Annotated in this window: 12 protein-coding genes and 1 pseudogene; 7 read left to right on the top strand and 6 right to left on the bottom strand. The window is 60.2% G+C overall.

The window, feature by feature from the left end; translation table 11 throughout:
- Positions 1-541: 541 nt before the first annotated feature.
- Entirely contained in the window at positions 542-955 is a 414-nt protein-coding gene (locus ACRC0P_RS13895) for a family 16 glycoside hydrolase (RefSeq protein ID WP_438631899.1), read from the bottom strand.
- Positions 956-1,296: 341 nt separating this feature from the next.
- Between ACRC0P_RS13895 and ACRC0P_RS13890 the strand changes: the two genes are divergently transcribed.
- Positions 1,297-2,904, top strand: a complete 1,608-nt coding sequence (locus tag ACRC0P_RS13890) for an ABC-F family ATPase (RefSeq protein ID WP_438631901.1) — start codon at positions 1,297-1,299, stop codon at positions 2,902-2,904.
- A gap of 261 nt (positions 2,905-3,165) precedes the next feature.
- Here ACRC0P_RS13890 and ACRC0P_RS13885 read toward each other — a convergent pair whose 3' ends face one another.
- Both ACRC0P_RS13885 and ACRC0P_RS13880 read right to left on the bottom strand, forming a co-directional pair.
- Complete coding sequence (locus ACRC0P_RS13885) at positions 3,166-3,333, bottom strand: hypothetical protein (protein WP_438631898.1); 168 nt, start codon at positions 3,331-3,333, stop codon at positions 3,166-3,168.
- 64 nt (positions 3,334-3,397) lie between these two features.
- Entirely contained in the window at positions 3,398-3,622 is a 225-nt protein-coding gene (locus ACRC0P_RS13880) for a hypothetical protein (RefSeq protein ID WP_438631897.1), read from the bottom strand.
- 854 nt (positions 3,623-4,476) lie between these two features.
- On the opposite strand from ACRC0P_RS13880, the gene ACRC0P_RS13875 reads away from it, so the two are divergent.
- The 3 genes and pseudogenes from ACRC0P_RS13875 to cynS form a co-directional block, all read left to right on the top strand.
- Complete coding sequence (locus ACRC0P_RS13875) at positions 4,477-5,319, top strand: formate/nitrite transporter family protein (RefSeq protein WP_438631896.1); 843 nt, start codon at positions 4,477-4,479, stop codon at positions 5,317-5,319.
- Positions 5,320-5,324: 5 nt separating this feature from the next.
- On the top strand, positions 5,325-7,106 hold the full coding sequence (locus tag ACRC0P_RS13870; RefSeq protein WP_438631895.1) for a protein kinase domain-containing protein: 1,782 nt from the start codon (positions 5,325-5,327) through the stop codon (positions 7,104-7,106).
- 26 nt (positions 7,107-7,132) lie between these two features.
- Positions 7,133-7,360, top strand: a pseudogene (gene cynS / locus ACRC0P_RS13865) (cyanase); the annotation flags it as partial.
- 306 nt (positions 7,361-7,666) lie between these two features.
- Here the strand turns inward: cynS and ACRC0P_RS13860 are convergent.
- On the bottom strand, positions 7,667-9,832 hold the full coding sequence (locus tag ACRC0P_RS13860) for a transporter substrate-binding domain-containing protein (RefSeq protein ID WP_438631894.1): 2,166 nt from the start codon (positions 9,830-9,832) through the stop codon (positions 7,667-7,669).
- Between the two features lie 22 nt (positions 9,833-9,854).
- Here ACRC0P_RS13860 and ACRC0P_RS13855 point away from each other — a divergent pair, with 22 nt between their 5' ends.
- Complete coding sequence (locus ACRC0P_RS13855; RefSeq protein ID WP_438631900.1) at positions 9,855-10,133, top strand: DoxX-like family protein; 279 nt, start codon at positions 9,855-9,857, stop codon at positions 10,131-10,133.
- 178 nt (positions 10,134-10,311) lie between these two features.
- Here ACRC0P_RS13855 and ACRC0P_RS13850 read toward each other — a convergent pair whose 3' ends face one another.
- A complete protein-coding gene (locus ACRC0P_RS13850) occupies positions 10,312-11,847 on the bottom strand; it encodes a hypothetical protein (protein ID WP_438631893.1) in 1,536 nt (511 codons plus the stop codon).
- Positions 11,848-12,153: 306 nt separating this feature from the next.
- On the opposite strand from ACRC0P_RS13850, the gene ACRC0P_RS13845 reads away from it, so the two are divergent.
- The gene (locus ACRC0P_RS13845; RefSeq protein WP_438631892.1) at positions 12,154-13,704 is read left to right on the top strand and encodes an alpha/beta fold hydrolase; all 1,551 of its coding nucleotides are present in this window, start codon (positions 12,154-12,156) and stop codon (positions 13,702-13,704) included.
- A 155-nt stretch (positions 13,705-13,859) separates the two neighbouring features.
- Positions 13,860-16,520, top strand: coding sequence for a M1 family metallopeptidase (locus tag ACRC0P_RS13840; RefSeq protein ID WP_438631891.1), 2,661 nt, complete (start codon positions 13,860-13,862; stop codon positions 16,518-16,520).
- A 114-nt stretch (positions 16,521-16,634) separates the two neighbouring features.
- On the opposite strand, the gene ACRC0P_RS13835 is transcribed toward ACRC0P_RS13840, so the two are convergent.
- The gene (locus ACRC0P_RS13835) at positions 16,635-17,234 is read right to left on the bottom strand and encodes an HdeD family acid-resistance protein (RefSeq protein WP_438631890.1); all 600 of its coding nucleotides are present in this window, start codon (positions 17,232-17,234) and stop codon (positions 16,635-16,637) included.
- Between the last annotated feature and the right edge of the window lie 115 nt (positions 17,235-17,349).

The raw sequence follows: 17,349 nt of genomic DNA, 5'->3' as shown, positions 1-17,349 counted from the left end.
TGAAAAAAATCAGCTTATTTTGCCTGTCGCAAGAGTTCACCGTCGGTGAAGTTCTCCGACAGCGCTTAAACTGCGTTAAACCCCTATATTTATAGTGTTATTGGTGCTAAATGCCGGAAATTTATGCAACATTGGGGTTCACATTACCTGACTGGCACCCTAAAAATATGAGACAAAGACAGATGCAAAATCCAACTTTCATGAACATCTCCGATGATTTCTAACAGTTTTATTCATGAACCACTGGCTCATTATCACCAAGCGCTTGTACATCCGATGCGCAATTCCACACAGAAAATTTTTCCCATTAAAATCAAATAGATAACCAATATTTCTTCTTCGCATTCAAAGTAAAACGAGCTATACGCTCTGTAATTCTTGTCTGCCTTTGGCTCAAAGTCTCAGCGTTACCCCCTTTAAAGTCAATAATTTAGCGGAGGTTTGCCGGTGAACAAGAGCCATTGGCTTCTGAATACGGGCCTGAGGTCGGCCCACTGTATGAAATGTCTCCGTGGGGGGGAGCGGCGCCCCCCGAAACAGATCAGGGCTCAAGCACCATCAGTTCGATCTTCTCGAACACGGTGGGGTGGCTTTCCGCCTGAATCGCGATATAGCCTTCTTTGAGCAGAAGGCCTTCGCCGGTGATCAGTTTCTTTGCATCGGCGTCTTTGGGATCGAGTTGCGGCTTTCCGTACTCCATCACCACTTCGCCGTCGACGATATGGCGGATGACGTCGCCGCCGCGTACTTCCATTTCGACGGTGACCAATTGATCGCCGTGGAAGGTTTTCTTGACGGTGGCGGGGATGCAGTGGTCGGTGACGAATTTGCCGTCCATGACGATGTTGGTACCGGGCGTGCAGGCGTTGAGTGAGGCACGTTCGCTTTCACCGTCGCCGCCGAGCAGTTGCACTTCAAGGGATAACCATGGAGACGGCGAGGGTTGCGGTCGCAATGAAGAGGGTGAAAGGCTTGAGCATAGGGATGTTTCCTTGTCGGAATGCCGCTATTCGGGCTCCCGACCTGTATGATTTTTGAACAAAATTCTCGACATGGCGCTGGCAATCCCTTATAGTGCGCGCCCCGCTGTACGTCTCCACTATGGCGAAGTCGGGTAACTACTCACCCACAGGGAACCCGCACCGGTTTAAGGGAGCCACCTTGTAGGAGCCTGTTTGCAGGCGAACAAGAACAGAGCTCCGTAGCCATTCGCCTGCAAGCAGGCTCCTACAAGGGGTGAGTAGTTACGAAGTTGGTTTAACGCCGCACATTTTGCAAGCTCCCAGGAATACGCTCTTGATCTCCACCGCGAACATTACCATGCAGTTCGGCGCTAAGCCGCTGTTTGAAAACATCTCCGCAAAGTTCGGTAATGGCAACCGTTACGGCCTTATCGGGGCAAATGGCTGCGGTAAGTCGACGTTTATGAAGATCCTCAGCGGTGCTTTAGCCCCCTCGGCCGGCAATGTCTCGATTGCGCCGGGGTGTACTGTGGGTACATTGAGCCAGGATCAGTTCGCTTTCGAGGAGTACAGTGTTGTCGATGCGGTGATCATGGGAGATACAGCCCTGTGGGCCGTAAAGCAGGAGCGTGACCGCATATACTCGCTTCCCGAAATGAGTGAAGACGACGGGATGCGCGTCGCTGAGTTGGAAGTCCAGTTTGCGGAGATGGACGGCTATAGCGCAGAGAGCCGTGCGGGCGAGATTCTGTTGGAAGCCGGAATAGACGAAGCGCTGCATTTTGGCTTGATGAAGCAGGTTGCGCCCGGTTGGAAGCTGCGAGTATTGCTGGCACAGGCGCTGTTTGCCGATCCCGATATCCTGCTGCTGGACGAGCCGACCAACAACCTGGATATTCACACCATCCACTGGCTGGCGGAAATCCTGAACCAGCGCAAAAGCACCATGATCATCATTTCCCATGATCGCCACTTCCTCAACTCCGTTTGCACGCACATGGCGGATATCGATTATGGTGAGTTGCGTATCTTCCCCGGCAACTATGAAGACTTTGTCGCGGCTTCGACGCTGATTCAGGATCAGTTGCACGCGGAGAACGCCAAGAAGAGTGCGGAGCTGGAAGAGCTGCAGAGTTTTGTTAACCGTTTCTCCGCGAATGCGTCCAAGGCCAAACAGGCAAGTTCCCGTGCCAAGAAGATGGAAAAGATCAAACTGGACGAAGTAAAGCCGTCCAGCCGGGTATCTCCGTACATTACCTTTAAACAGTGCAAGAAGTTACACCGGCAGGCGCTGGTTCTGGAGGGCGTATCCCACGGCTTTGAGGACGAGCCCCTGTTTAACGGCGGAGAGATGATTCTGGAAGCCGGTGCGCGACTGGCGGTAATCGGTGAAAACGGTGTCGGCAAAACCACTTTCCTGCGCTGCCTGGTCAACGAGATCCAGGCCAATAGCGGTGAAATCAACTGGTCTGAGAATGCGGCCGTGGGTTACTGCCCGCAGGACAGCAGTGCGGATTTTGACTGTGATCTCACCATATTCGAGTGGATGTCGCAGTGGCGCACCCCCAAGCACGATGACCTGGCGGTGCGGGGCATTCTGGGCCGGCTGCTGTTTACCGCGGATGATGCCAACAAGAAGGCAAAGGTTTGTTCCGGTGGTGAGAAAAACCGCCTGCTGTTCGGCAAGTTGATGATGATGGACACCAATGTGTTGATCATGGATGAACCCACCAACCATTTGGATATGGAAGCGATTGAAGCGCTGAACAATGCCCTGGCAAAATACGAAGGCACATTGATTTTCGTGAGTCACGACCGCCAGTTTGTGTCGTCATTGGCGACCAGGGTTGTTGAAATCAAGGATCAGGCGCTGATCGATTTTCAGGGAACCTACGACGAATATCTGGCGAGCCAGTCGCAGCCTGGTTTACAGGTTGCCTGATGGCGCGGTGAATGATTGCGCGTTGAATGATTGAGAGTAGAAACCAACAAGTGGATTCTGTCCCACGTTATCGCTCTCCTGCCCATGCACCTCCGTCAGATAATTCCAGAATGCCTTCACAATCCGTGAAGGCTTCGGGGATACCCGCTCTGTATCGCGACAAAATCCCATTGGTACTGATATTTCTGCGGGTAGCTCAAGAAGTAGAAACGCAAAACCCCGCATATGGCGGGGTTTCAGAGAGCTTTAGGTTACTGCCGATTAGCGGTCGAGTGTATCAAGTAGTGTTTCTAATCGGGTCTCTACGCGGATAACACGGCTGCTGACTTGCACTACTTCTTTTGCAAGATCTTCTATGTCTTCCTCCAGCCCTTTTACATCGTCCACCAGAGTTATTACTTTAGCGATGTACATGGCCCAATCTGGCATCAGGCAAGGCTCCTTGTTGTCCTGTGTTAGCTGCTGATATGACTAGTTTCATGCTCAGTGAGGGTCAATGGTTCTCTTTGGTCCTTACTGCACGGATAGCGTTGCGGACGGTGAAACGGGCACGCCGAACTGAGTTTGACGCGTCTTCGACGCGCGCAATCATAGCCTTCACTAACTCAAACTCGTCCAGATGTTGATACTCGTTTGGTAAGGCACTGCGTAGTTCATCAAGCTGCGCCTCGGTCAGCAACCCTTCTACCTTTGTCCGAGCTTTCAGTTCAGCCTCCATAGGGGGCCTCCTTTGCTCATAATTAATGATAAACGGCGCCATGAGTATAGTGACGAGATCTCCCACTATCTACTCTCCGGTTGGATGGCCCGCCATTTTCCCATTTACATCGTCGGCGCAGCCAGAGGTGAAATGAACTACTGTCTCGCCTCCGCACTCCGATCCCGAATCGCCTTGAATTCCGATCCCTCCTTCCACTCCGGCCAGCGGGTCGAGCGGCCCAGATCCTGCACGGCGCCGGTGAGGTCCCAGTTCGGTCCCAGACGTCGCAGGTTTTGTGATAGCAGTTGTTCACAACGTCGCGTGAAACACTCCAGAGCCGCTGTAGGGTGCGCCGTGCGCACCGAACATGGCCGGAGACCGCGGCGATGTCGGCTGGTGCGCACGGCGCACCCTACGTGCTGATGTGATCGGCATGTGCCCTTGGCAGGGCCGATCGCGGCCAACGGCCGCTCCTACAAAAGGGGGCGGCCCGGCATACGGCGTTATGAAACCGCTATCAGTCATTTTACATGCCGGGTGATGGGCACCACATACATGCGCCTGTGAAAGCATTAAGTGTCAATGCACCACAGTGGTGCACCTCGACCCCGGGCCGGCGAATGGTAGAACCTGCAAATACGGCGCGCCGTTGTCGCGGGATGGCACAGAACTTGCCCCAATATTTGTGGGCATCGCACTTGTACTAGCGCTGTCCAGCACAAAAATCAGTTTCCATGGACAACGGCGTCCTCCATCCCTGCTGCACAGCCAGCGGGGCGGGAGACGCCGTTTTTTGTGCGCCGGGAAAAATACCCGGCCACTGGCGGTATCCATTGGAAACTTCCAGCTATTCGGAATTTGGGGGCAACACTATGGCTTACCTATTACCATCGGAATTCGCGACCAAAATGGTCGACGCCGGTGAAGCAAAAATCTTTATGTCCACGCGGGATACCCTGATCAGGGCTTATATGGCGGGGGCTATCCTGGCGCTGGCTGCGGTGTTCGCGGTCACCATCACCGTGACCACCGGCAGCCCGCTGCTGGGCGCGGTACTGTTTCCGGTCGGCTTCTGCATGCTGTACCTGATGGGCTTCGATCTGCTTACCGGTGTGTTCGTGCTGGTGCCGCTGGCCTGGCTGGACCGGCGGCCCGGGGTCACCATCAAGGGTATTCTCAGGAACTGGGGCCTGGTTTTCCTGGGCAACTTTGCCGGGGCGCTGACTGTGGCGTTGATGATGGCCTTCGTGTTCACCTACGGTTTCTCGGTGGAGCCCGGTGTCGTTGGGCAGAAGATCGCCGGTATCGGCGAGTCGCGTACCCTGGGTTACGCGGAGTACGGTGCCGCCGGTTGGTTCACCATTTTTATTCGCGGCATGCTGTGTAACTGGATGGTGTCCATGGGCGTTGTGGGCGCGATGATATCCACCAACGTGAGCGGCAAGGTGCTGGCCATGTGGATGCCGATCATGCTGTTCTTCTTCATGACCTTCGAGCACTCGGTGGTGAACATGTTCCTGTTCCCCTCGGCCATGCTGATGGGCGGCGGTTTCTCGGTAATGGATTATTTCCTCTGGAACGAGATCCCCACCGCGCTCGGCAACCTGGTGGGCGGCCTCGCCTTTACCGGCCTGACCCTGTACAGCACCCATGTGCGCACCGCGCCCAAGCGCAACCTGGGCGGCGACAGCGCGAAGCCGGCGCTGGCCAGCTGATCGAAATGAACGCAGCACAACCCCGGCCGGCAACCGCCGCCGGGGCAAACGTCCGCGAGTCCACTGGCCAGCTCAGGGTTTCCATCGGCCAGTGCACCAGCGAGGGGCGCAAGCCCCTCAACCAGGACTTTCACGGCGCCGTGGTGCCCGGGCAGCCGCAGCTTTCGCTGAAGGGTGTGGCCCTGGCCATGGCCGACGGCATCAGCAGCAGCGACGTCAGCCACGTCGCCAGCGAGACCGCGGTCAAGAGCTTCCTCGAGGACTACTACAGCACCTCCGAGGCCTGGTCGGTGCGCACCGCCGCCACCCGGGTGATCGCGGCCACCAATGCCTGGCTCGATGCGCAGACCCGGCGGAGCCACTACCGCTTCGAGCGGGACAAAGGCTATGTCTGCACTTTCAGTGCGCTGGTATTGCGTGGCGATACGGCGCACCTGTTCCACCTGGGCGATACCCGCGTCTACCGCCTGCAGGGCGAGACGCTGGAACAGCTGACCAACGATCATCGCCTTTGGGTCTCCGCCGAGGAGAGCTATCTCAGCCGGGCGCTGGGCGTTGACGCCCATATGAAACCGGACTACCAAAATTTTCCGCTGCGCGAGGGGCAGCTCTTTATCCTCGCCACCGACGGCGTGTACGAACATGTGCGCGCGGAATTCATCATTGAACAATTGCACGAGTCCGCCGGCGACCTGGATACGGCGGCCCGGACTATCGTCGATGCGGCCATTGCCAACGGCAGCGGCGACAACCTGTCGATCCAGATTGTGCGCGTGGAGGAATTACCAGGCCGGGAGACGCTGGCACTGCTGCAGCAGGCAGACGCGCTGCCGCTGCCGCCGCCACTGCGCCCCGGCGACGAGCTGGACGGCTACCGCATACTGCGCGGGATTCACGCCTCCAGCCGCAGCCATGCCTACCTGGCCGAGGACACACAGACAAATACCCGCGTGTTGCTCAAAACCCCTTCCATCGACAGGAGCGGCGATCCGGCCTACCTGGAACGTTTCCTGATGGAGGAGTGGATAGCCCGGCGGGTCAGCAGCGTGCACCTGCTCAGGGCGGCGCCCGCGGACAGGGAGCGCCGTTATCTCTACACCGCCACCGAATACATCGAGGGCCAGACTCTCGCCCAGTGGCTGCGCGACAACCCAAAGCCGGACCTGGAAAGCGTGCGCGGCATCGTCGAGCAGATCGCCCGCGGCCTGCAGGCCATGCACCGCATGGAAATGCTGCACCAGGACCTGAAGCCCGACAATATAATGATCGACCGCGGCGGCACGGCGAAAATCATCGACTACGGTGCCACGCGGATCGACGGCCTGGGTGAACTGGCCGGTGCCAGCGGGGGCGACCAGTTGCAGGGCACCGCCCTCTACGCCGCGCCCGAATATTTTATCGGCGAGACTCCCTCGGCCCACTCGGATTTGTTTTCCCTCGGGGTGCTCACCTACCACATGCTGTGCGGGCGCTTTCCCTACGGCCCCGACGTCCCCCGCGCGCGCAGCCGCGCCGCCCAGCGGCGGCTCGCCTATCGCAGTGTGCTGGACGAAGACAGCGAGATCCCCGCCTGGGTGGATGCCACCTTAAAAAAGGCCGTGCACCCGGACCCGCTGAAACGCTACCAACACCTGTCGGAGTTCCTCTACGACCTCCGCCACCCGAACAAAGCCTTCCTCGCCAATAGCCGACCACCGCTGATAGAGCGCAACCCGGTGGCTTTCTGGCGGGGCCTGGCCCTGTTGCAGTTCCTCGCCATCCTGGCGCTCCTCTATCAACTCCAATAATTTCCGCCGAGGAGAAGACCACGATCAAGGGTTCACTGCCCACGGCGGTTCCAACCGATCCGCTGATCTACCGCCGGTACGAGGTGGTGAATGTCTACGGCAGCACCATCAAAGAACTGATCCACGAGGAGTTCGGCGATGGGATTATGAGCGCTATCGACTTTTCGCTGGATATCGAGCGGGAGGAGGACCTCAAGGGGGACAGGGTGAAGGTCGTGTTGTCTGGGAAGTTTTTGCCTTATAAGGCGTATTGAAAGCCCTTAATTCCTTTACCGTAGGGTGCGCCATACGCACCATTTTCGCGCCCGGTGCCAGCGCCTCCCGGTGCGCACGGCGCACCCTACGATCGCAATTTATAGAGACGGTAAGAGAATATTCGAGCTGGTGTCACCGGCAGGTGCAAAGAGCTTGAGTTAAGCGGACCTTTTTGTTCGCCTGCAAGCAGGCTCCTACAGGGAAGGGATGACCACGCGGCCCTGGGCAGCGGGCTCACCTTGCCATAGGCGTCCCAGTGGGAAGAGGCCATCAGGATTTCATCCGGGCACTCGCTACTGGGAAGACTATTCGGGCGATAGGGAATGGCTGCTCCTGGCCACGGACAGGTAGCCCAGGTACCGCGCGCGAATTTCACGCACATAGTTCACCGGCTCGCGGCCGCGCACGTAGCCGAAGCGCGCCTGGCGGTAGTATTCCGGTTCGGATAGCAACAGCATCGCGTTCTCCACGTGGCCGAACCAGCGATCCGGGTCCCCGCCCATGCGCGCGGCGAGCCTTCTGGCATCGCGGACATGCCCGTGGCCGGCGTTGTAGGCGGCAAGAGTAAAGTAGATTTTCTGATCGAAGGGCAGGTCCAGCGGAAAGCGCTGTTCCAGCCAGTCCAGGTAGGTGACGCCCGCGCGAATTCCGTTTTCCGGTTCAAACAGGTTGCCTATTCCCATCTGTTGCGCGGTGCGCGGCAGCACCTGCATCAGCCCCCGGGCGCCGGCGAAAGACTCGGCGCGGGGATCGAACATGCTCTCCTGGTACATCTGGGACACCACCATCCGCCAGTCCCGGTCGGCGCTGGCGGCATATTTGCGTACTATCGGGTCGTAGGGGGAGAGCTGGTCGACGGTGCGCAACCGGTCGCGCTGGTGGCGGCGGATACGCTTGGTTTCCTTGAAATACTTGTTGTAGGTGACGTTGAAGAAAAGGTCGCGATGATGCTTCTTCAGGAAGCCGTTGAGATGCTTCAGCAGCTCCGACTGATCCTCGCGCACTGCCCAGGCGATATCCCGCTCCCCCGGCAACTCGCCCACTACCGCGAAGTCGTCGCGGTAGGTGCGCTCGATGGCTACCAGATGGGAGTCGGCCACCGTGTGGGGATAGGTGCCCCGAACCACGGCGTCGATCAACTGCTCGGTGGTGGCCCCTTCCACCGGAACGATTTCCATGGGTTCGGCCTGATCCCCGGTCAGTTCACTGAGGTGGCCGTAAAAACTGCTGAGAGGATTGACGGCGACCCGCTGCCCGGCGAGCAGCTCCTGTACCGGTGTTTCCGCGGTATTTTGCTCTTCCCCCTTGGCCGCGATCACCTGCTCGGTGACTTTTAAATAGGGGCGCGAGAATACCAGCCCCTGCCGCCGGCGCGATTCGGTGACCGTCAGCGAGGCGGCTATCATATCGCCCATACCGTCGGCCAGTGCCTCGGCCAGGTCCACATCGGGCCCGGGCACCACCATGCTCAGGCGCAGCTCGTGCTCGCGGGCAAACTGCTTCAGCAGGTCGTAGTCGAAGCCCATCAGTTCGCCGCGCCACATAAAGTAGGAGGCGGGGTGATTGCGGGTCAGCACGCGCAGGGTGCGGCTCTGCTGTATCTGCTCCCAGTCGCGCAGGGGGCGCTGCTGTTGTTGGCCGGCGAGCAGGTGCTCGGCGGTAAAGAATTCGTTCAGGGCGCGCTTCAGCTGCGGCGCCTCGCTGCGCACGGCCCAGGCGATGGCGCGCTGGGATTCCAGCACCGGGCTCGCGATCAGCTCGGGATAGGCGGGCAACAGGGCGTCGGCGAGGTTGCTGTCGATTACCGTGGCCGGGTAGTCCCCGCCGGCTACCGCCGTGAGCAGGTCGTCGTGATCTACCGGTTCGTCCAGGTAAGTGACGGAAAAACGCCCGCTTCTCTCCCCGGTGGACAATGTCTGTGCGAAGGCACTGCCGCGGCGCACCGCCACCTGAAGCGGCTCGGTGTCCAGCGGGGTGTCGCGCCCGGTTACCAGCAGTTCGCGCACATACTGCAGGGCGCGAGTGAAGTCGACCTGCTCGGCGCGCTCGGCGGTGCGGGAAAAATTAGTCGCGATCACATCGCCGCGCCCTTCTGCCAGGGCCGGGATAAGGCCTGCAAAGGTTTCCACGTATACCCACTGGGGCTCCAACCCGCGGCTGCGCGCGAACCTCTCGGCCAGTTGCCGCCACTCGCTGCCGGGCAGCCCCTCGCGGGGCAGGGAATCATCCTCCTGGTTCCGCGGCGCGAGCAGACGCAGCACGCCGTGTGCGCGAATCTCCGGCAGATCCCCCAACTCGACGTAATTCTCAAAGGCCGGCGGATCGGGCTCCACCCGGAGCTGTTTCGGCGACTGCTGCTCTGATAATGACGGTGCCTCCTGTTCGCCGTGCCCGCTCTGTCTTTCGCAGCCGAGCGCGGCCAACAGTGTCAATGAAGTGAAAACCAGGGCGGATAAAAATTTGTAATTCACGTTTTTACTTTATTTTAAGTTCATTTCGGGGCACTTCTCGCCAAGACAATGGGTATACTACATTGAAAGGGTTTATTTCAACAGGCGGGCCGATAGTTCCATTTATTGCCTGCTCCCGGTCTACGCCGGGGCGGCACTTTTGGTTGTGCTGTTGCTGGATGTGGCGCTGGTAAAACCGGGGCTTTTAATCGAGGCCTTCAATCCGGTATCGATAAATATCGTTACCCTGGTGCTGTGTTATCCGGTTGTGATAACGCACCAGGAAATTGAATTTGGTGGGAAGGGGGCCAGTGTCCATTAGCGCTTGAGTTGAATGGCACGAAGATAAGCCGCTTCCTTGTAGGATGGGCAAAGCGTAGCGTGCCCATCTTCCTGGCTTGATGGGCTTATAGGGCCATTGGGGCTTGAGTTGTTCGCCTGCGAGCAGGCTCCTACAGGGGAAAAGCCTCCCCGCAAGGGGAGGCCACGATCATTGGCAGTTACTGCACAACAACCTTTTTCGCCCCGGCTTTCGGCTTCAGCTCCGCCAGCATCATCTTCATCTGCTGGTACTCGTGCTCGTTGGTCAGTTCCAGCAGCAGCGGCTGGGCCACTTGGGCGAAGTACTCGGCGTCTTTCTGTTCGTACAATTCCATCGCCAGCCACTGGGAAATTTCCACTTGGCGCGGAGCGCGCAGGTAGGCCTGCTCAAGCATTTGGGTGTATTTTTCCCGCGGGTAGTCGAGCATTTCCATGGCCATGGCCAGGCCGTACCAGTGGAAGGCGTTGTCCGATTCGTTGTTGACCAGGAACGTGAATTTGTCGCACGCCTTTTTCAGCCGTTTGCGATCGCGCGCCGGTCCGGGTTTGAACATCTCGCGGTTGACGCCCAGCCAGGCGTCGGCGCTCTGGTACCAGAATTTGTCGCGAAGGGACACGGGAACCGTGGCCAGCAGGCGCTCGGCGCGGTCGAAATTCCCCAGCCTGGTTTCCGCCTCTGCCTGCACCGAGATCAGTTCCGGGCTGGCTATATTCTTGGCGCGGGCATACCGCACCAGCGAGTACAACTCTTCCAGGTTGTAACCGGAGAGCACCAGGAAGCGGCCCACTTCCACCATTGCGCGCTGCGGCAGGAGGCGGTGTACCTTCGGGTTGACCTCGCGGAAATCCGCCGGCACCGCGCCACTGGCCAGGTCGAACCTGCCTTCCTCGAACAACCTTTTGTACTCGCGGTCTATCTCCGCCAGCGTCATCCCGAGAGCGCGTTCCAACGACTCCACCGGGTCGGCGCCATTGTTGTAGGCCTCCACATACTCCTTGAATTCCTCCGCCTTGCCGCTCTCCATGATCACCCAGTGGGCCAGCATCCAACCGCTGGCGTAAACGCGGCTTTTCTCCTCGTCCGGAATATTCTGCACGGTAGCGCGCAGCAGTTGCTCCAGAGGGAGCGGCTCGGTGTAGAGCAGGGTCATGGCCCGCTCTTCCGGGATTCCACCAATCTCATAGTGGCCCTGGGCGGGGAAGTCCATGGTGGACATGAACTCGGCAAAGCCCTCGCTGTACCAGTAGGGGTAGTGAATGGTGGTGCCGTTGTAGCTGAGGAAGTGGGTGTATTCGTGGAACAGGAACTCCCGCGCCGCCAGCTGGCGCTCGCCGCTGCGGCCATCCAGGTTCACCAGGGCGTAGCTGCCCTCGGCAGTTGTGTCGAACAAGCCGTTGGTGAGTTCCCCCAGCTCCGCGCCCACCAGGCTGCCGTAGGTCTGACGATCGGCGGCGGCGTAAATGGTGAGCTTTTGCCCCGCTTTACTTCCAGGCATCAGTGTCAGAGCCACGGCGCGGTAGCGCTCGAGGTCCGAGGCGAGGATTTTCACAACCTCCGGCTCACCGTTGGTGATAATTCGGAAGTTGGTGCTATCGACCTGATACCAGGTCTCTTCCCCCAGGCCCAGGTTTTGCTGGGCGCCGCAGGCGGCAAGGGCAAAACTGAAAAAAATTACCAGGAATGCGGGTGCGCGGGAAAACATATTTCTGACCACCGGGTTACTTCTTCTGGACCCTCCGTGGCAAAAAGTGGAAGCACACAGTAACCGTTTTTATTGATCAAAAAAAGAACAATTTTAGACCAAAACCCAGTATCCATCGGGTTTTCTGGGACTGAAAGGTCCGTACAAGTCAGCTTTTACTGTGATCCCTCAAGGTTCTTCCATACGTCAATGACCAGGAGCTGCTTCTAAGTTTTTGTTCGCGAAGGCATCGAGCGGCGGTTACAGGACTATAGTTAGTATGTGACCGCTTCAGACTGAGCAGTCACAAAACAAACATAATTGCGATGAGAGAACCCCATGAAAACTTCCCCGTTCCTGGCGCTGCTCGGCGGCGCCCTGCTGGCGGCGCAGAGCCTTGCCGCCCCCATCTTTATCCACGACCTGGATATCACCACCTTCGACGGCACCGAGCTGGACGCCAACCTGTTCGTGCCCGAGGGCCCACCACCCGCCGGCGGCTATCCCACGGTGCTGTTCACCAACAGCTGGGCACAGGGGAAACATCAGTACCTGCTGCAGGCCGCCGAGTTGGCCGATAACGGCTACCTGGTAATGAGCTATGCCACCCGCGGCTTCGGCCAGTCCGGCGGCCTGGTGGATGTGGCGGGCAGCCACAGCATTGCCGACGTGGGCGTGCTGATCGACTGGCTGGAGGACCGCTACCCGTTGGGCAATCTGGGCCTGGCCGGTATTTCCTACGGCGCCGGCGTCTCGCTGCTGGCCGCGGCGGCGCACCCGCGGGTGGACGCGGTGGCCGCGCTCTCCGGCTGGTCCGACATGGTGAAGGGACTCTACCCCAACGAGACCGTCAACCTGGTGTGGGGCACGCTGCTCACCGCCTCGGCGCGGAACCTGGACCCGCAGGTGGACCGCATCTGGAGCGACCTGCGCCGCGGGCAGAATATCGACGGCGTGCTGGAGTTCGCCGCGCCCCGCTCGGCACTCGGCTTTGTGGATCAGCTGAATACCAACGGCACCGCGGTGCTGATGTCGAACAACTTCGCCGACTACCTGTTCAAGCCCAACAGCATGATCGATCTCTACACCCTGCTGGACGGCCCGAAAAAACTGCTGCTGAACCCCGGCACCCACGCGATTACGGAAACCCTGGGCGGCAACGACGGGCACATCTGGGCCACCGGCTTCCGCTGGTTCGACCACCACCTGAAGGGCGTCGACAACGGCATCCACCGCGAGCCCAGAGTGGACATGACGGTGCGCATCAGCAACCGCCTGGAGCAGTTCGAGGATTTCCCGGTAACCCGGAATCGCAGCACCTGGTACCTGCACCCGCGGCTGAGCTATTTCAACAGCGGCGGCCTGAAGAGCGGCGCCTACTCCGGCTGGAACTGGAACAACCGCTTCCACGGCGGCGCCGACACCCTGGCCGGCACCGGTATTCCGCTGATTTCCGACGCGCTGGAGGGCTTCGGCATTCCGGTGTACACCAGCATGCTGGGCATCAACGGCTACCACGCCATCGAGTACCACTCGCCGCTGCAGTGGGACACCCTGAAAATCCGTGGCACCCCGCAGCTGGATCTGTGGATAGTGCCCAGCAAGCCGGAGGTACAACTGCAGCTGCACCTCTACGACACGGATCTGCTGGGCCTGGGCCGCCTGATCACCCACGCGCCGGTCACCCTGCACAATGCGGTGGTGGGGCAGGCGCAAAAAGTCAGCGTGGATTTCTTTACCACCAGCTACGACGTGCCGGCGGGGCACCTGGTAACCCTGGCGATCGACACCGAGGGGGCGATTTACCAGAAGCCGGAGGACACCGATTACCGGATCGAGGTGCCCTATCGCAGTAATCGCCAGTCCAAACTGACGATTCCCCACCTATAACCGCAGCCTTTTTTTGTAGGAGCGGCCCATGGCCGCGATCGGCATGTGCTACGTAGCAAGGCCGATCGCGGCCATGAGCCGCTCCTACAGGAGGCATCCGGGCAATCCGCCGGCGAATCAGTACAATGGCGGTTTTTGCCAGGCACCGATCCGCTATGAAAACACTGATTCTGCGCTGTCTGCTGGCCCTCCCCCTGCTGGTGCTGGCCGGCTGCAACCCCGCTGAAAACTCCACCGCAACTGCCGGAAGCAAGGCCCCGGCGGGCAAGCTGCCGGAGGGCGTGCGCCCCCAGGCCTACCGCCTGGACCTGCTGCTGGACCCGCGCCGGGACGACTTCTCCGGCACCGTGGAGATCGATATCCAACTGGACAAAGCCGCGGAGCAGATCTGGCTGCACGGCAAGAACCTTCGGGTGAGCGAGGCCACCGCAATCCTCGCGAAACGGGAAATTCCCGCGGAATACAAAGAAGTGCTGGACAGCGGCGTGGCCGCGGTGAAATTCACCGAGGCGCTGCCCGCGGGCGAATTCACCCTGCGCCTGGCATACAGCGCGCCCTTCGATCGCAACCTGGCGGGCCTGTTCAAGGTGGAGGAGCAGGGAAGCGCTTACGCTCTGGCCAAGTCCGAATCCATCCAGGCGCGCAAGTACCTGCCCGGATTCGATGAGCCCGGGCTGAAAGCCACCTTCGATATCGGCCTGACCGTGCCCGCCGGCTACGCCGCCATCGGCAACGGCCCGGAAATCGAACGGGAGGCGGCCGGCGAGGGCCTGGAGAAAGTGACCTTCGCCACCACCCGGCCCATGCCCACCTATCTGCTGTCCCTGGCGGTGGGGCCTTTCGATATCGTCGAGCGCCCGGCAATCCCCGCCAACGAATTCCGCTCCGAGCCGATTCCCCTGCGCGGTTTCGCGCGCAGGGGCCGCGGCGGGGATATGAATTACATCCTCGATATCACTCCGCGCCTGGTGGAGATTTTCGAGCGGGAACTGCGCCGCCCCTATCCCTTCGAGAAGCTCGATATCATCGCCGCACCCCAGTGGCCCAGCGGCGCCACCGAGCTCTCCGCGGCCATCACCTACCGCGAGCAGCGCATCCTGGTGGGCGACAATCCCGCCCCCGGCGCGCGCCTGTCGCTGCTCGGCGTGCACGCCCACGAGATCGCCCATATGTGGTTCGGCAACCTGGTCACCCCTCCCTGGTGGGACGACCTGTGGCTTAAAGAGGGCTTCGCCACCTGGGGCACGCCGCTGGCGCTGACCCTGTTCGAGCCGGAGGGCGGCCACGACCTGAACGCGGCGACCCGGGCGATCAGCGCCATGCAACTGGACTCCCTGGCCAGCACCCGCGCCATTCGCGAGCCGATCAGCGACAACAACAATATCCGCAACGCCTACGATGCCATCACCTATTCCAAGAGCCTGGGGGTGATCCATATGGTGGACCGCTACTTCGGCGCGGAGCGTTTCCGCCCGGCGCTGGGCCGCTATATCGAGGCCTTCGCCGAGGGCGAGGCGGATTCGCCGGATTTTTACCAGGTGATCGGTGAGGAGACCAAGACCCCGGAACTGACCGAGACATTCCGCAGCTTCGTGGAGCAGAAGGGCGTGCCACAACTGGCCTTCGCACTGGACTGCGACGCCGGCAAAACCCGGCTGCAAATCCGCCAGAGCCGCTACAAACCACTCGGCTCGCCCATTGAAGACACGGGACAGAAATGGAGCATTCCGCTGTGCCTGCGCACGGACTCCGGCTCGGAACAGTGCCTGATGCTCACCGAAGCGCAGCGGAGCCTGGAACTGGCAAGTGAACAGTGCCCGCAGTGGATACTGCCCAACGCCCAGGGCAGCGGCTACTACCGCTGGACCCTGAACGAGGCCCAATGGCAGGCGCTGCTGGCGCAGTTCGCCGGCTTCGGCCCCACCGAACAGCTGTCGATTATCGACAGCGCCTTCGCCGCCTTCGAGGCGGGCGGGCTGCCGGAATCCACCCTGCTGCAACTGGTGCGGCAGTCCGCCGCCGCGGACAAGCGCCAGGTGGTCACCGCCCCCCTGCGCCACCTGCAGAAATACCGCCGCAACTACCTGGGCGGTGAAAACCAGCCGGCATTCCTCCAGTTTGCGCAGGACCTGTATCAGCCCCTGCTGCAACAGACCGCCGGCAGCGGCGACAGTGAAAAACAGCTGCTGCACAGCGAACTGCTGGAATTTATGGCGCTCACCGCCGGAGACCCGGCCGCCCGCAAACAGCTGGCGGGAAGAGCGATGGCCTTTACCGGCTTCAAACAAGAAAGGAATAAAGAGGCGCTGGACTCCGACCTCTACGAGGCCGCGCTCACCGTTGCCGTACAGGACTCCGGCGATGAATTTCTGCAACACCTGATCGGGGTGCGCGGCGAACTGGACGACCCGCTGTTCGAGAGCGCCAGCGCCAACGCCATCGGCCGCAGCGACAACGCCGGGCAACTGGAGCGGATTCACCAGCTGGCGCTCAGCGAGCAGCTGGGCGCTCGCGAGGCCTTCGGCCTGATCGCCAACTCTCTCGCCGAACCGGCGTTACAGCAACAGCACTGGCAGTGGCTGCGACAGAATTTCCCCCAGGTGGTCGACAAGATTCCGGAACAGTGGCGCCGCCATACCCCGGCTTTCGCCCGCGCCTTCTGCGACGCGGACCAGCTCGGCGAAGTGCAGCAGTTGTTTGCAGAGCAGGGCAAACTGGCGCCCGGCTATCAGCGCAGCCTGGCGCAGACGGAGGAGCAGATTCAGTTGTGTATGGCGCTGCGAGAGAGGGGGCGTGGTTTGGGTGGAGCGCTGTAGAAACTCTGATCACGGCCATGGGCGGCCATCCGCCCCGCCGCTCCTACAAGGTGTTTTTCACATTTTGTAGGAGCGGCCCATGGCCGCGATCCCAAGTCTGATTTTTTGCAATCGCTACACCTTCTTCTCCGTTTTCTCCACACCCTTATGGTGCTTACGCAAACGAAGGGCCAGCCAGATCAGCAGCAGCCCGAAGGCGAGGGCGTAGGCCCCGATCAGCCACACCAACGCCAGCGCCCCGGCACCGGGAGCGACCAATACCGCCACGCCAAAAATCACCGACAGAAAGCCGATAAAAATCAACAGCCACTCGTTGTCGATTTCCTTGCGCAGGCGCACCGCGCCGACAATTTCGAATACCCCGCGCACCAATGCCCAGGCGCCGATAAACAAAATCAGCACCAGTGCGGTGACCTGGGGATAGAGGAAGATCAGCACACCGGCGGCGACACTGACCAGCCCGCCGACAATCAGCCACCACAGCGGCGTGGACTTGTGCCGCCCGCGAACCGCCGCCACCAGCGCCAGCACCCCGTCGACCAGCACATAGATACCGAAGAGCACCACCAGGGTGAGCAGGGTGAGCCCCGGCCAAGCGAAGGCCAGCAGGCCGAAAAGCACCGCGGCGATACCGCGCAGGAGCAACAGCCACCAGTTTTCGGTGAGGACCCGCAGTATGGGGCGGGTGGCAAAGTTGGAAGTTTCGCTAGACATCAGCGTTCCCCGAATTGCATTACTACAGCACTAAGTGTAGCCGGCATCCGGGAACTGGCGGCATTTTCCCTGGCGGTATTCAACCTGGTCGTACTCAACCTGTAGGAGCGGCGGG

It is taken from the genome of Microbulbifer sp., from assembly GCF_051659245.1.
Classification (GTDB): Bacteria; Pseudomonadota; Gammaproteobacteria; order Pseudomonadales; family Cellvibrionaceae; genus Microbulbifer.
The sequence above is the reverse complement of the archived record's forward strand: the minus strand, read 5'-3'. Positions and strand labels throughout refer to the sequence as shown.